A 14045-nucleotide genomic window follows, 5' to 3' on the forward strand; every position below is an offset into this window, starting at 1 on the left:
CGATCCTGGGCGCGCCGTGTGCGCCACTTCTTCGATTCACCTTGAGGGGCCTCTCTGGATTGTGCGGGGGCATGCGGTGGAGACCGGCCGTCCGGCGCCCATGGGGGTCGGCGCCGGACGGTCGGCTGAGGGGATCAGCTGCAGGTCGTCGCGCCGACGTGCAGCGCGAGGGCGGTGTTGGCCCCGAGGGTGGCGGTGAACTGGCCGGAGCCGTTCACGGCAACGCTCTTGCCGCTCTGGACGTCGCAGTAGGTGCCCGCTGCGAGCGACGTCTGGAAGGTGCGGGTCAGCGACGAGGACTCGTGGTTGATCGCGACGTACGCCTTGCTGCCTCGCCCGAAGGCGATGGCGTCGCCGCCGTTGTCCCACCAGTTGGTGACGGCCTGGCCGCGAACGGTGTTGCGGAAGGCGACCATCTTCTTGATCTCGGGCCAGGCGTGCTGGCACTTCCAGCCGTCCTGCCAGCAGGCGTTGACGGTGCCGGCGTTGGGCGGGCCGGCGTCCTTGTCGCTCCACTCGTAGCCGGAGTGGATGTCGGGCGAGCCGTAGGGCCAGGCCAGCATGAAGACGTTGGCCAGGGTGTAGTTGGCGCCGTCCTTGTAGTTGAGGGTGTCGCCGCCGCGCTCGGTGTCGTGGTTGTCGACGAAGACGGCCGAGCTGCCCGAGGACATGTAGCCCCAGCCCTCGCCGTAGTTCTTCAGGTAGGCGAGGTTCTCGTTGTTGAAGACCCGCTTCAGGTCGCGGGCGTAGCGGAACTCCTGGACGTCGCCGTTGCCGAGGTACTCGCTGGGCGAGACCGCCTCCCCCGCGCCGAAGATGGCCTCCTGCTTCCAGTAGGCGTTCGGGTTGCTGAGGCGGGACTTGATGTTGGCCAGGTCGGAGGCGGCCATGTGTTTGGCGGCGTCGATCCGGAAGCCGTCGACGCCGAGCGAGAGCAGGTCGTTCAGGTAGCCGGCGATCTTGCCGCGTACGTAGTCCTCGCCGGTGTCGAGATCGGCGAGACCGACCAGCTCGCACTCCTGGACGTTGGTGCGGTCCTGGTAGTTGCTGATCGTGGCCGTGCAGTTGTCCAGGTCGTAGCTCGAGTAGAGACCGGGGTAGGCGTACTTGCTGTACGACGAGCCGCCGGTGCCGGTCCCGGAGCCCGCGGACATGTGGTTGATGACGGCGTCGGCGACGACCTTCACGCCGGCGGCGTGACAGGTGTCGATCATGTTCTTGAAGGCGGTGCGGTCACCCAGCCGGCCGGCGATCTTGTAGCTGACGGGCTGGTAGGACGTCCACCACTGCGAGCCTTGGATGTGCTCCTGCGGCGGGGACACCTGGACGTAGCCGTAGCCGGCCGGGCCCAAAGTGCTGGTGCATTCGCGGGCAACCGAGGCGAAGTTCCATTCGAACATCACCGCGGTGACGTCCTTGTCTCCCGGTGGCGCGGCCTGTGCTGGGGCCGAGACCGGGATCGTGAGCGCGACAGCAGCTCCCGCCGAGAGGGCAAGTGCGGCAGCCATGGACTTTCGGGCCATGGATCCTCCTAGGTCGAAGGCAACGCGCCGTGTCCGGATGGGGGTGGTGGGGTGACACAGCGCGGCTGAATCTTGCTGCAAGATCTTGCAGGCCGACCGTATGAGTGATGCCGGTCACACGTCAACCCCTGACGTGTGGACATCTCAAAGCAGCACCCCCGGGCGTGGCCCAGGGGTGCAAGACTTTGCGCAAAATTTCAGAGCCGCGCCTCGGCGGTCCGGCGCGGTCAGGGTGCCGTGAGCACCAGTCCGCTCGTCGGTACGCCGGTGCCCGCCGTCACGAGCACATGGGCTGCGCCGGCGACCTGGTTCACGGAGGTGCCGCGCACCTGCCGTACGCCCTCGGCGATGCCGTTCATGCCGTGCAGGTACGCCTCCCCGAGCTGGCCGCCGTGGGTGTTCACGGGCAGCCGTCCGCCGAGCTCGATGGCCCCGTCGCGTACGAAGTCCTTGGCCTCTCCCCTGCCACAGAAGCCGAGCTCCTCCAGCTGCATGAGTACGTAGGGGGTGAAGTGGTCGTAGAGGACGGCGGTGTCGATGTCGGCCGGAGTGAGACCGGACTGGCGCCACAGATCCTTGGCGACGACGCCCATCTCGGGGATGCCGATCTCGTCGCGGTAGTAGGAGGTCATCACGTACTGGTCGGCGGCGCTGCCCTGGGCGGCCGCGGCGATGGTGACCGGCGGATTCGGCAGGTCGCGGGCCCGCTCGGGGCTGGTGACGACGATCGCGACGGCGCCGTCGGACTCCTGGCAGCAGTCGAGCAGGTGGAGCGGGTCCGCGATCATCCGGGAGGCCTGGTGGTCCTCGAGGGTGATCGGCTTCTGGTAGAAGAACGCGGCGGGGTTGGTCGCGGCGTGGCGCCGGTCGGCGACCGCGACGGCACCGAAGTCCACGCTGGTCACGCCGTAGTCGTGCATGTAGCGGCGAGCCTGCATGGCGACCGTCGCCGCAGGGGTCGAGAGACCGAGCGGGTAGGTCCAGGCGTTGTCGATGCCGTTGGTGTTGACCTGCTGCGCGGCCCACGGCTGCACCTGCCCGAAGCGCTGCCCCGAGCGCTCGTTGAAGCCGCGGTAGGCGACCACCACATCGGCGACGCCCGTCGCGACCGCCATCGCGGCCTGCTGGATCGTCGCGCAGGCCGCGCCGCCGCCGTAGTTGATCCGCGAGAAGAACCTCAGGTCGCCGATCCCGAGCTCGCGAGCGAGCGCGATCTCGGCACTGGTGTCCATGGTGAACGTGGTCAGCCCGTCGACGTCCGCCGGGGCGAGTCCGGCGTCGTTCAGGGCGGCTCTGGTCGCCTCGACGGAGAGCTGGAGCTCGGACCTTCCTGACTCCTTGGAGAACTCCGTCGCACCGATACCGACGATCGCCGCCTTCCCGCTCAGGCTCATGCCGCGATCCTGACCGTTCCGGTCACGTGCGCACCGAGCGACACCGTGCCGGTGACGGTGATCGTGGCGATCCCGTCGGTGACCTCGGTGACCTCGCCGGAGAACGACAGCGTGTCGTAGGGGTAGGCCGGGGCGCCCAGCCGGATCGCGATGCCCTTGATCTGCACCTCGGGGCCGGCCCAGTCGGTGACGTACCGCTCACAGAGCGCCGTCGAGGTGAGGATGTTCATGAAGATGTCCTTCGAGCCGGCCGCCTGGGCACGGTCGCGGTCGTGGTGAACGTCTTGGAAGTCTCGCGTCGCGATCGCCGTGGAGACGACCAGCGTCGGGGTGATCGGGAGCTCCCAGACCGGGATCTCGTCGCCAGCCTTCATCAGGGCCTCCTCCAGATCGGGAGCGTCAGCTCCTCATCGATGACGTTCCAGTCGACGACCAGGCGCTCGCCTATCCGCAGGCCGTCCTCGCCCTCGGGCGGCACGCCGGTCACCTCAGCCACCATGCGTACGCCCTCGGGCAGGTCCAGCAGGGCCACCACCAGCGGGAGCTCCTTGCCGGGCAGCTTCGGCGCGTGGACGACGGTGAACGAGTAGACGGTGCCCTCGCCCCGGGCGACGACATGTCCGCGGTCGTAGGCGTCGCAGCTCAGGCACGCCGGGCCCGGCGGGTGGCGCAGTGCCCCGCAGGCGTTGCAGCTCTGAATCCGCAGCTCCTGCTTGGCGGTGCCTTCGAAGAAGTACGCGTTGTCCCGGCCGATCACCGGCCGCACCGGGCCGCTCATGCCGTCACCTTGGGAACGAACTTGAGGACGCGGAACAGCATGGTCGCGACCCGCTCCTCGCCCACGTACCAGGTGCTCCTGGAAGTCACGAAGTAGCCCACGCCCATCCCGGTGCTCTTCGGGCCGACGACGGAGTCGAGGGCCGTGGTGACCCGAACCTGCTCGCCGACGCGGAGGTAGCGGTCGTAGCTCTGCTCGGAGTTGGTGCCGAGGACGCCGTTGAAGCCGGCGTCGGTGAGCACGTTCATCATCGCGTGGAGAGGGTCTCGGTCGGGGTGCTTCCCGCCCTGGCCGTACATCGTCCAGACCTGTGCCATCGACGGCGGCGCCTCGCCCTGGTGGAACCGCTCGGACTCCAGGCCCATCGCCTCGAGCCAGTTGTTGATCGTGGGCTGGTTGACCACGTCGCGGGCGTCGCGCTCGGCGGCCTCGCCCCACGACTTGACCTCCTCGGCGGCGGCCATGATCTTCTCGTGGATCGCCTCGTCGACCAGCGTCTGCTTCTCGCTCATCGCGGCACCCTCGGCATCCCGAGACCGAACATCGCGATCAGCTCGCGCTGGACCTCCTGGACGCCGCCACCGAAGGTGAGCACGAGGTTCCGCTTCGCCTGGGCGTCGAGATAGTCGAGCAGGCTCTTCGTGACGGCATCCCCAGGGTCGCCATGGCGATGCACGAGGGCGATCAGGTCGGCGAGCAGGTGCTGGACCTGGTCGGCCGCGAAGACCTTCGACGAGGACGCATCGGCGACCTCGATGTCCCCGGCCTCCGCTGCCTTGGCGACCTCCCAGTTGAGCAGCTCGTTGACCCGGAAGACGGCGGTGGTCTTCCCGATCAGCGCGCGTACGTCCGGGCTGTCGGTGATGCCCTGGGACTGTGCCCACCGGAGGACGCGATCGCGCAGACCCTCGATCCGGCCAGCGGGGCCGAGCATGACGCGCTCGTGGTTGAGCTGGGTCGTGATCAGCTTCCAGCCCTTGTTCTCCTCCCCCACCAGCATGTCGGCCGGGACGCGGACGTCGTTGAAGTAGGTCGCGTTGACGTGGTGGGAGCCGTCGGCGGTGATGATCGGGGTCCAGGAGAAGCCCGGGTCGGTGGTGTCGACGATGAGGATCGAGATGCCCTTGTGCTTGGGAGCGTCCGGGTCGGTGCGTACGGCCAGCCAGATGTAGTCGGCGGCGTGGCCGCCGGTGGTCCACAGCTTCTGGCCGTTGACGACATAGTGGTCGCCGTCCCGCCTGGCCGTGGTGCGCAGCGAGGCCAGATCGGTGCCCGCCTCGGGCTCGGAGTAGCCGATCGCGAAGTGAACCTCACCGGCGAGGATCCGGTTGAGGAACATCTCCTTCTGCTTGTCGGTGCCGTAGCGGATCAGCGTCGGGCCCACCGTCTGCAGGGTCACCGCCGGCAGGTGCACGTCGGCGTACTGCGCCTCGTTGGCGAAGATCGTCTGCTCGACCTCACCGAGGCCGTGGCCGCCGTACTCCTTGGGCCAGCCGACGCCCATCCAGCCGTCGTCGCCGAGCTGTTTGATGAGCTTCTGGTAGGTCGGGCCGTGTCGGTCCCACGATCCCTCGGGACCGGGATCGCCCGGCTCGCCCTCGTGCGAGAGGCCTGCGAAGTAGGCCCTGACCTCGGACTTCAGGCTGCGCTGCGCCTCGGTGAGCTCGAGGTTCTTGGCCTCCGCGGTCTCGACGGGGACGTCGGCAGCCGAGGTGTTGAGCTGGTGGGCGATGTCGGTGCCCCAGGTCGTGAACGCGAGCAGCGGGTAGGTCACATCGACACCCATGCCGCCGTGGAGGTGGTGGCAGGTGCGGAAGGCGTACGGCGCGACCTGACTGGCCCAGTAGGCAGCGACCTTCAGGTCGACGTCGGCAGCTCGCTGGTCGGCGATGGCGGCGACCGCGTTGTCGGCGGCGAGGTCGAGCGTGCGGGAAGTGACGTAGACGTCGGCCAACTGCAGCGCGACCGCCTGGAACTCCGCGAGGGCACGGCCGAACTGCTGCCGGTTCTTCACATAATCGGCTGTCAGGTCCCGGGCACCGGCGAGCACGCCCGCGGCGCTCACCGCGAGCCCGGCGGTCGCGAGACCGGTCAGAGCCTCGAAGGCTCCCTCGCCCAGCGGCTCTGCCGGGGCTTCCTCGAGCACGACGGTGTGTTGTGGCAACTCACCCGACACGCTCGCGGGAGTCAGTGTGACTCCCGGGCCGCTCGGGTCGACGAGCACCACGACCGGCTCCCCGGTCTCGGCGGCGGTCGCGGTGACCAGGAGGCGGGAGCTCTCGGCGGCGTACGTCACTCCGGTCTTGCGACCGCTGACGGTGCCGTCCCGGAAGCTGGCCGAAGGGGTCTGCGGGCGTCCCGGCTCGAGCCACGCCGGGGTCAGCAGCGTCTCGCCGCTCGCCACCCCGGGCAGGATCGCGCTCTGCTGCTCGGTTGTCCCGTGACCGGCCAGCGTCAGCGCACCGACGGCGAGGGTCTCCCAGACCGGCACCCGCACCGCATGGCGCCCGGCCTCCCGCACCAGCACCGCGACCTCCGCCGGCCCGAACCCCTCACCGCCCTGGGCCTCCGGCACGGGCAGTGCGGTCAGGCCGGCGCTCGCCCAGGCCGACCAGTCACCACGGTCGGACTCGCGGGCAAGGACCTCGGCCACCACGCTGCGTACGGCATCGAGCGTCTCGTCTCCCATGAGCCAAACTGTAACGTGTTCTAGTTCTGATCGCGAGAGGGCTCGCTGTCCTATCGCGGCAGGACTTATCGGGGCAGGCCGAGGATCTGCTCGGCAGCCACGTTGCGGAGCACCTGGGTGGTTCCGCCGGCGATCGAGAGGCAGCGGGTTAGCTGAGACTGGTGCAGGTCCTCCCTGACCTGCGGGTCGTCGGTGAGCGCCAGCGGGCCGAGGAGGTCGACGACGAGCTCGGAGGCGTCCTGACGGTTGCGTACGGTCAAGAGCTTCGCCACCGAGGACTCCGCGCCCGGTCCGCGCCCGGCGAGCGCCTTGAGCGTGGAGCGTACGCCGAGCAGCGAGCAGACCGTCGAGAGCGCGACGGCATGGCCGACCCGGGCGAGATCGGCCCCACCGCGACCACCGGCGAGCACCACCGCGCGCTCGACACTGCCGCCGAGGTTGGTCGAGGCCATCGCGACCCGCTCGTTGGCCAGCGTCGTACGGGCCAGGCGCCAGCCGCCGTCGACCTCGCCGACGACGAGGTCGTCGGGCACGAAGACCCCGTCGAGGAAGACCTCGTTGAAGAGGGCGTCGCCGGTCAGCTCGCGCAGCGGGCGGACGTCGATCCCCTCGCTGCGCATGTCCACCAGGAAGTAGGTGATGCCCTTGTGCTTGGGGACGTCGGGGTTCGTGCGCGCCAGGCAGATCGCCCAGTCGGCGTCGGCCGCGAGCGAGGTCCACACCTTCTGGCCGGTCAGTCTCCAGCCGCCCTCGACGCGCTCGGCGCGAGTCGCCAGGGAGGCCAGGTCCGAGCCGGCACCGGGCTCGCTGAAGAGCTGGCACCAGAAGATCCGGCCGCGCAGCGAGGCCTCGACGAACCTCTCGCGCTGGGCGTCGGTGCCGTGCTTCAGGATGGTCGGCACCGCCCACCCGGCGATCTTGATGTCGGGCCGCGACACGCCGGCCGCGGCGAGCTCCTCGTCGATGACGAGCTGCTCGACGGGACCGGCACCGAGCCCGTACGGAGCGGGCCAGTGCGGCGCGAGAAGGGCCGCGTCGACGAGCGCATCGCGGCGCTCAGCCTCGGGAAGCGCCGCGATCGCGGCAACGGCTTCCTGTGCTCGGGGACGAATCACGTCGTCCTTGCCGTCGAGGTCGACACGGACCGAGCGGCGGATGCCGGCCACGGCGTGCTCCGCCAGCGCGACCGCATGGGCGTCGCCGCCACCGAGGAGGCTTCGCAGGGCGACCGCACGGCGCAGATAGAGGTGGGCGTCGTGCTCGAAGGTGAAGCCGATGCCGCCGAGGACCTGGATGCAGTCCTGGGCCGCCCGGACCGCTCCGTCGAGCGCGGCGACGCCGGCGACCTCGGCTGCGAAAGCCCACTGGTCGACGTCGCCACCCTCGGCCGACGCCGCCGCGTCCCATGCCGCAGCGGCCACCGCCTCGGCGGTCTCCAGCATCTGGGCGCACAGGTGCTTGATCGCCTGGAACGACCCGATCGGCGCCCCGAACTGCTCGCGCACCTTCGCGTACTCCACCGCCGTCGTCAGGCACCACTGCGCGATCCCGGAGGCCTCCGCGGCAGCGAGCGTGAGGGCCGTACGCCGCACCGCCTCGCCGCGCAGGCCCGGGACCTCGACCGCCTCGCTGACATCGATGTCGACCCGCACCTCGGCGATTCGCCTGGTCAGATCGGGGCCCACCTGGGGACGTACGTCCGCCTGCTCGGCCGTCAGGAAGAACCAGTGCTCCTCGCCGTTGGCGCCGCGGGCACCGAGCAGCAGCTGTGCCGCCCCGCCTCCGTCGTAGGCGACGGGAACCGTTCCCTGGAGGCGGTCGCCGAGCTCGAGCACCGGGTCGAGCGCGATCCCGCAGCCGCTGGCGGTGACGGCCCCGACCACGTCGCCGAGCCCGGCCGCGCCCGCAAGGAAGGCGGCGACCGTGCTGCCGAGCAGCGGGCCCGGAAGCAGCTCATGAGCGCAGGCCTCGAGCGCCACAGACGCATCCAGCAGCGTCCCGCCACCACCGTTCGGCTCAGACGCCGCGATGCCAGCGACGCCGTACTCCTCGACACCCCGCCGCACCTCGTCGAAGTCCGCGGAGGCGGTGCCCTCTGCGGCGCGGGCGATCGCGATGCCACCCAGCCCCTTGGCCCAGTCGCGCAGGCTCTCACTGAGGGCTTGGTGTTCGTCGGTGATGCCGATCGGCACAGGGACCTCCTACTATTTCCGTCTGGTTCCGCGGCCTTCAGGAATAGAGACTGATGTAGAACGTGTTACAAGTCTAGACTCACGGAGGAACGTGTTTCACTCGCGGGCGCCGTTGCGGTTAGCCTGAGAGCCACAGATCGAGATCCGGTCATAGTCCTAGGGGGACAACCAGTGACGTCCGTCAGCACGGAGCCACGCGACACCGATGGCCCGACTCCGGCCACCCCGCCCACCGGCGGTTCCGCGGCCCAGCGAGAGCGCCGCCGGCGCATCCTCGACGCCACGATCAGCCTCGCCGCCGAGGGTGGCTTCGACGCCGTGCAGATGCGCGCCGTCGCCGAGCAGGCCGAGGTCGCGCTCGGCACCCTCTACCGCTACTTCCCCTCGAAGATCCACCTGCTGGTCTCCGCGCTGGCGCGTGAGTTCACCAAGGACGTCGACCGCTCCGCCATCCGGGCGACACCGGGCGACACCGCGCACGAGCGGATCATGTACGTCCTCAACCGCCGAACCCGCGCCCTGCAGAAGCAGCCCAAGCTCACCGAAGCCCTCGTCCGCGCCTTCATGTTCGCCGACCAGTCGGTGACCGGCGAGATCCACGAGGTCGGCACCAGCCTGACCACCGTCATCGCCCGCGCCATGCACGGCACCCCCGACCACGGCGAGGTCACCGAGGAGGAGGCCGCCATCATCCGGATCATCTCCGACGTATGGCTCTCCGCCCTCATCTCCTGGGTCACCGGCCGGATGGACGAGAAGGACGTCGAGAAGTCGATCGACGTCGCCGTACGCCTCCTGCTGCGCTGAAAGGTCACCTCGGGCAGTAGTCCTGGTCCTTCTTGAGCGCAGCCCAGTCCTCCGGCCTCATCGCCCGTGCGCAGCTCACGCTCCAGGTGAGCGCATAGGGGTGCCCCTCGGCGGTGCCGGTGATCCCGAACTCGCGGCCGCCAGGAGCCTTGATGGTCATCGTCTCGCGCTTGCCATGGTCGACGTAGTCGACCTCGAGCACCCAGCGGCAGGTCGGCCCCGAGCTCGTCGCGGTGATCGGGATGACCACCGTCTCCCCCTTGGAGAGGATCACCGTTCGGGTGGTGAAGTAGGGCGAACCGTCCTTCTCCGAGGTCAGCGCCGGCACCGGCGCGCTCACGTCCGTCCGTAGCAGGATCTTGTCTCCCCCTCCACCTTGGCGAATGTCTTCCACGACCGTGCCCTGGCGCAGGATCGACGTGCACGGTCCGGAACGCTTGGGCCGCAGATCGGTGATCACCACGTCCTCACTGTGCCGGCCGACCAGGGTGACCTCCCAGGTCACGTTTCCGACGGCATACCAGTCGTACTTCGCCTGCCAGTCAAGATCGTTGACCGCGCTCATCGCTTGGTCGACGTTCTCGAACGGCGCGGCGCGTGCACCCTCCGGGATCAGCACCGGCCCGCTCATCGCCTGCCTGCGCACGTCCACCAGCTGGATGCCCTTGCCCGGATCGCTCCAGCCTTCGGGCAGGAGCCCGGTGAAGAGATTCTGCAGGCCGGAGCCGAACGTCGCCCCCAGCGAGACCAGGACCAGGCCGACGACCCAGGCGGTCGGCTTCTTCAGCAGCGACACCGTCCACGGCAACACACCCCGTCGGCGTACGTCGCCGGCCGGTGTCGGCGCCTCCGTCGCGGCCTCCGTCGCGGCCTCCTCGGGCTCCTCAGCCCTCTGCTTGGTCATCGGCCCATGCTCCCCTCGGGTAGACGCTCAGCCGACTCCGGCTCAGTCACGGATCCGCCGGAAAGCCGAAGCGCGAGCGCCACGGCGACCCCGGTCGCCCAGCCGAAGCAGGCAGCGAAGCGAAGCGCGTCGGCGACGTTGTCGAACGCCCGGGTGTAGGCCGGCGGGCCGAGCTCGAGAACCGGGAAGATGGCTCCTTCGACCAGGCCCACGACCACGGCGAGCACCGCGACCATACCCCAGCACCGCATGACGACGCCGAGTACGCTCGGCTCCGCGCCGCGTTGCCAGCGAGCCACCACCAGGCGGATCGCGAGCCAGATGAGTGCCACCAGGACGACCGAGCTCAGCGTGCGCGGTAGCCAGATCAACGTGTCGAACGTGCCGCCGAGCGAGTAGGGGTCATCGGGCGCCGCGAGGCTGGTATGGGCGAACCAGACCAGGTGCACCCAGGCCTGACGCGCACTGACGGTGGCGTCGGAGTAGGCATCGGGACCGTAGTCCCAGGCGAAGCCGCCGACGAGCGCGAGAGCCAGCGTCGGAAGCGCGCCCCAGGTCGCGACCCGAACGGCCCGCACTCGTCCCTGCGCACGGCTCAGTCTCGGCGTCTCCGCCGTCGCTGGCTCGTCGTCACGTTCGCCGTGTTCCACAGCAGCGGCCGTGAGCTGGGCCAACGTCACCACGTGCGCCGCCACCACGCCGCCGACCAGTCCGAGGCTGAGGCCGAGCCAGATCCCGTCGTCGGGGAGCGACCACACCATCGCCGACAACGTCGCGGCCCCGTCGGGTGATGCCTTGGCGGCCCCGAGGATGACGAACAGGTTCGTGAGTCCGCCCGCCAGAAGGGACGCACCCAACACTCGGCCGGCAACTGCATAGGCGCCGTCCGCTCCGGTTCGGAGGCTCGCGTAGACCAACACGGAGAGGAGGACGACGAAGACCAGCACCGGCCACGCGGACTCGGGCGCGACGGCGTACTCGTACCTGACCACCGATCCCCAGAGGAACGACAGGCCGTCGAGCACCCGGGCCAGGAACGCCCCGAACCACGCATGCCCGCGCGCTTGCCAGAGCGCGGACACGCTGCCGGTGTTGATCGGGACCGCCAACGCGAACGAGTAGAACCAGGCAAAGACGGCGATCACGGCCAGAGTGGCGAACGCACTGCGTCGTCGAGACAAGTTCTGTTGGCTTTCGGTTCGTCCCCGGTGACTGAAAAACTTCGCGTCGCAGTATGCCGGAGACGAGCCTCCCGCGTGGCCGACTCACCTACGCCGAGAAGTCGCTCCCGTCGGCCGAGATGGCACCGCAGTGACGTCTCGGCCGACGTACGTGACGCCTCGGCCGACGCGGGGGACGCTTCGGGCGGGGTGGGTCAGCCGCCGAAGGCGTGGGTGGCGGTGGCGCCGCCGTCGATGGCGATCTCGGCGCCGGTGACGAAGCTGGACTCGTCGGAGGCCAGGTAGACGTAAAGGGGCGCGATGTCCGCGGGGTGGCCGACACGCTTGAGAGCGACCTTCGAGGCACCGAACTCCATGGCGGCGTCGTCGGCGCCGACGCCGCGGGTCATGGAGGTGTCGATCATTCCGGGATGGACGGAGTTGACCCGGATGCCGCTGGGGCCGACCTCGAGGGCGGCGGCCTTGGTCATGCCGCGGATGGCGAACTTGGTGGAGGTGTAGCCGGCCACGAACGCCATCCCGGCCAGGCCCTCGATCGAGGAGGCGTTGATGATCGAGCCGCCGCCGTTCTCCTTCATCGTCGAGATCACCGAGCGCATCCCGAGGAAGCAGCCGAGGGTGTTGACCCGCCACAGCAGCTCGAACTCCTCGACCGGCTGGGTCAGGATCTCGCCGAAGCGCAGGATGCCGGCGTTGTTGGCAAGGACGTTGACCGGGCCGTACGTCTCGGCGGTCTCGGCCACGAGCGCCGTCCAGGACTCCTCCGAGCTCACATCGTGGTGCACGAAGAGCGCGGACTCCCCCAGCTCCTCGGCGAGCAGCTTTCCGGGCTCGTCGGCCACGTCGGCGATCACCACTTTGGCGCCCTCGGAGACGAAGGCGCGCGCGATGGCGGCTCCCTGTCCCTGCGCACCACCGGTCACGATCGCGGTCTTGCCCTCGAGACGTGCCATCACTGCTCCTCTAGGTCTTTCAGCTTCAGCTGCATGATCGAGTCGGCCGAGAACCCGGCCGCGGGGTCACGGTCGGCGAACCAGCCGCCGACCTGCTTGTCGAGCGAGTCCTGGTCCCAGGCGGCGTTGTCGAAGCGCTCGGCCACCGTGGGTGGCGCGAGGACGGCGATCATCCCGCCGTAGACGACGAAGACCTGTCCGGTGATCGCGGCGGCAGCCGGCGAGGCGAGGTAGGTGACCAGCGGCGCGACGTGCTCGGGCCCGTAGGAGTCGCCCGAGAGCACGCCCTCGGTCATCGCGGTCGCGGCCCGCGGGCAGATCGCGTTGGCGCGTACGCCGGAACGGCCCATCGAGCGCGCCGTCGACATCGTCAGCGCGGTGATCCCCGCCTTCGCGGCACCGTAGTTGGCCTGTCCGGGAGGCCCGGACAGGAACGCCTCCGAGGAAGTGTTCACCACCGCGGCGTCCACCGGTGCGCCCGTCGACTTCGCGACCGAGCGCCAGTGGGCCGAGGCGTTGCGGGTCAGCAGGAAGTGGCCGCGGAGGTGCACGCCTACGACGAGGTCGAACTCCTCGTCGGACATGTTGAAGAGCATCTTGTCGCGGGTGATGCCCGCGTTGTTGACCACGATGTCGAGCCCGCCGAGGTCGTCGACGGCGGCGGCCATCATCGCGTCTGCCGTGGCACGCTCGCTCACGTCGCCGGCCGCGATCACCGCCTCGCCACCGAACCCGCGGATCTCCTCGGCCGCCTCCTCGGCGGCGCCCGGCAGGTCGTTGAGCACTACCCGGGCACCGGCCCGGGCCAGGGCGACCGCCTCGGCGCGGCCCAGACCCGCTCCGGCTCCGGTGACGATCGCGATTCTTCCATCCAGGTCAACGCTCACGTGGTGCTACTCCTCGATCCTCAGGGCCGCCTTGGGGCAGCCGGCCACGGCCTGCTCGATGCGGCCACGGTTCTCGTCGGTCACCGACGGGTCCTCGATCTGCAGGTAGTCGTCGTCATCGATCTCGAACACGTCGGGAGCGAACGCCTCGCACATCCCGTTGGACTCGCACAGGTCGAAGTCCGCGATCACCTTTGCCATGTCCGTCTCCTTTGTCCTTACGCCGTCGTTGAGCCGTCATCAACAGAGCCCTGGCCGGGCAGCGCGCCCAGCTTGCGATGGTCCCAGCTTGCGACCTTGTCGGGCTCGATGACGATGCCGACGCGCTTGTGTGCCTGCTTCGAGACCAGGTCCTCGCCGAGCTCACCCAGGTCGGCTCCACCGGCCATCCGGGTCATCACGCGCAACCCGATGCCCTTGATCTCGTCGTAGTCCTCGACGAGTCTCGCCCGCCCGGTGATGCTCACCCCGCGCAGCTCGAAGTAGTCGACGCCGTCCTCGACCAGGCAGGTGACCCGCGGGTCACGCCGTAGGTTGCGAACCTTCTGCGACGGCCCGTAGGTCCAGAAGACGATCCTGCCCTCGTCGAGCACGTAGAACAGCGTGGTCAGGTGCGGAGCGCCGTCGGGACCGACGGTCGCGACCTGCACCTTCATCTGCGAGCCGAGGAAGTCCTCGATCTCGGCGTCGGTCAGCTGTACGGACTGGCGTGAGCCGGCCATGTGCCCTCCTCGAGC

The 14045-nt window shown here is 69.4% G+C and carries 14 protein-coding genes; 1 reads left to right on the top strand and 13 read right to left on the bottom strand.

The annotated features are described in order from the left end of the window. Positions 1 to 134: 134 nt before the first annotated feature. From OG801_RS00790 to OG801_RS00820, 7 genes are all read right to left on the bottom strand, one after another. Positions 135 to 1523 carry an alpha-amylase family protein gene (locus OG801_RS00790; protein WP_406032931.1) on the bottom strand — a complete coding sequence of 463 codons (1389 nt, stop codon included), beginning with the start codon at positions 1521 to 1523 and terminating at the stop codon, positions 135 to 137. 227 nt (positions 1524 to 1750) lie between these two features. Next, on the bottom strand, positions 1751 to 2917 hold the full coding sequence (locus tag OG801_RS00795) for a lipid-transfer protein (RefSeq protein WP_406032933.1): 1167 nt from the start codon (positions 2915 to 2917) through the stop codon (positions 1751 to 1753). Beyond that, the gene (locus OG801_RS00800; RefSeq protein WP_406032935.1) at positions 2914 to 3291 is read right to left on the bottom strand and encodes a MaoC family dehydratase; all 378 of its coding nucleotides are present in this window, start codon (positions 3289 to 3291) and stop codon (positions 2914 to 2916) included. The genes OG801_RS00795 and OG801_RS00800 overlap by 4 nt, the downstream gene beginning before the upstream one ends. Next, the gene (locus tag OG801_RS00805) at positions 3291 to 3695 is read right to left on the bottom strand and encodes a Zn-ribbon domain-containing OB-fold protein (RefSeq protein WP_406032937.1); all 405 of its coding nucleotides are present in this window, start codon (positions 3693 to 3695) and stop codon (positions 3291 to 3293) included. Before OG801_RS00805 ends, OG801_RS00800 begins: the two co-directional genes overlap by 1 nt. Beyond that, complete coding sequence (locus OG801_RS00810; protein WP_406032939.1) at positions 3692 to 4207, bottom strand: MaoC family dehydratase N-terminal domain-containing protein; 516 nt, start codon at positions 4205 to 4207, stop codon at positions 3692 to 3694. Before OG801_RS00810 ends, OG801_RS00805 begins: the two co-directional genes overlap by 4 nt. Continuing rightward, positions 4204 to 6384, bottom strand: a complete 2181-nt coding sequence (locus OG801_RS00815) for an acyl-CoA dehydrogenase (protein ID WP_406032941.1) — start codon at positions 6382 to 6384, stop codon at positions 4204 to 4206. Before OG801_RS00815 ends, OG801_RS00810 begins: the two co-directional genes overlap by 4 nt. A 65-nt stretch (positions 6385 to 6449) precedes the next feature. Next, entirely contained in the window at positions 6450 to 8576 is a 2127-nt protein-coding gene (locus tag OG801_RS00820) for an acyl-CoA dehydrogenase family protein (protein ID WP_406032943.1), read from the bottom strand. 171 nt (positions 8577 to 8747) lie between these two features. Between OG801_RS00820 and OG801_RS00825 the strand changes: the two genes are divergently transcribed. Continuing rightward, on the top strand, positions 8748 to 9383 hold the full coding sequence (locus OG801_RS00825) for a TetR family transcriptional regulator (protein WP_355019462.1): 636 nt from the start codon (positions 8748 to 8750) through the stop codon (positions 9381 to 9383). Between the two features lie 4 nt (positions 9384 to 9387). Here OG801_RS00825 and OG801_RS00830 read toward each other — a convergent pair whose 3' ends face one another. From OG801_RS00830 to OG801_RS00855, 6 genes are all read right to left on the bottom strand, one after another. Then, a complete protein-coding gene (locus tag OG801_RS00830; RefSeq protein ID WP_406032946.1) occupies positions 9388 to 10287 on the bottom strand; it encodes a hypothetical protein in 900 nt (299 codons plus the stop codon). Then, positions 10284 to 11432 carry a hypothetical protein gene (locus tag OG801_RS00835; RefSeq protein WP_406032947.1) on the bottom strand — a complete coding sequence of 383 codons (1149 nt, stop codon included), beginning with the start codon at positions 11430 to 11432 and terminating at the stop codon, positions 10284 to 10286. The genes OG801_RS00830 and OG801_RS00835 overlap by 4 nt, the downstream gene beginning before the upstream one ends. 230 nt (positions 11433 to 11662) lie before the next feature. Next, positions 11663 to 12421 carry a glucose 1-dehydrogenase gene (locus OG801_RS00840; protein ID WP_406032948.1) on the bottom strand — a complete coding sequence of 253 codons (759 nt, stop codon included), beginning with the start codon at positions 12419 to 12421 and terminating at the stop codon, positions 11663 to 11665. Further along, complete coding sequence (locus OG801_RS00845) at positions 12421 to 13308, bottom strand: SDR family oxidoreductase (RefSeq protein WP_406032950.1); 888 nt, start codon at positions 13306 to 13308, stop codon at positions 12421 to 12423. The genes OG801_RS00840 and OG801_RS00845 overlap by 1 nt, the downstream gene beginning before the upstream one ends. 6 nt (positions 13309 to 13314) lie before the next feature. Next, positions 13315 to 13509, bottom strand: a complete 195-nt coding sequence (locus tag OG801_RS00850) for a ferredoxin (protein ID WP_406032952.1) — start codon at positions 13507 to 13509, stop codon at positions 13315 to 13317. 17 nt (positions 13510 to 13526) lie between these two features. After that, entirely contained in the window at positions 13527 to 14030 is a 504-nt protein-coding gene (locus OG801_RS00855) for a pyridoxamine 5'-phosphate oxidase family protein (protein WP_355019467.1), read from the bottom strand. Between the last annotated feature and the right edge of the window lie 15 nt (positions 14031 to 14045).

Source organism: Nocardioides sp. NBC_00163 (assembly GCF_045206295.1).
Taxonomy (GTDB): domain Bacteria; phylum Actinomycetota; class Actinomycetes; order Propionibacteriales; family Nocardioidaceae; genus Nocardioides.

Excerpts from the sequence above, each read along its gene's own strand:
- OG801_RS00790 (WP_406032931.1), bottom strand. The coding sequence starts at position 1,523 with ATGGCCCGAAAGTCCATGGCTGCCGCACTTGCCCTCTCGGCGGGAGCT.
- OG801_RS00795 (WP_406032933.1), bottom strand. The coding sequence starts at position 2,917 with ATGAGCCTGAGCGGGAAGGCGGCGATCGTCGGTATCGGTGCGACGGAG.
- OG801_RS00800 (WP_406032935.1), bottom strand. The coding sequence starts at position 3,291 with ATGAAGGCTGGCGACGAGATCCCGGTCTGGGAGCTCCCGATCACCCCG.
- OG801_RS00805 (WP_406032937.1), bottom strand. The coding sequence starts at position 3,695 with ATGAGCGGCCCGGTGCGGCCGGTGATCGGCCGGGACAACGCGTACTTC.
- OG801_RS00810 (WP_406032939.1), bottom strand. The coding sequence starts at position 4,207 with ATGAGCGAGAAGCAGACGCTGGTCGACGAGGCGATCCACGAGAAGATC.
- OG801_RS00815 (WP_406032941.1), bottom strand. The coding sequence starts at position 6,384 with ATGGGAGACGAGACGCTCGATGCCGTACGCAGCGTGGTGGCCGAGGTC.
- OG801_RS00830 (WP_406032946.1), bottom strand. The coding sequence starts at position 10,287 with ATGACCAAGCAGAGGGCTGAGGAGCCCGAGGAGGCCGCGACGGAGGCC.
- OG801_RS00840 (WP_406032948.1), bottom strand. The coding sequence starts at position 12,421 with ATGGCACGTCTCGAGGGCAAGACCGCGATCGTGACCGGTGGTGCGCAG.
- OG801_RS00850 (WP_406032952.1), bottom strand. The coding sequence starts at position 13,509 with ATGGCAAAGGTGATCGCGGACTTCGACCTGTGCGAGTCCAACGGGATG.
- OG801_RS00855 (WP_355019467.1), bottom strand. The coding sequence starts at position 14,030 with ATGGCCGGCTCACGCCAGTCCGTACAGCTGACCGACGCCGAGATCGAG.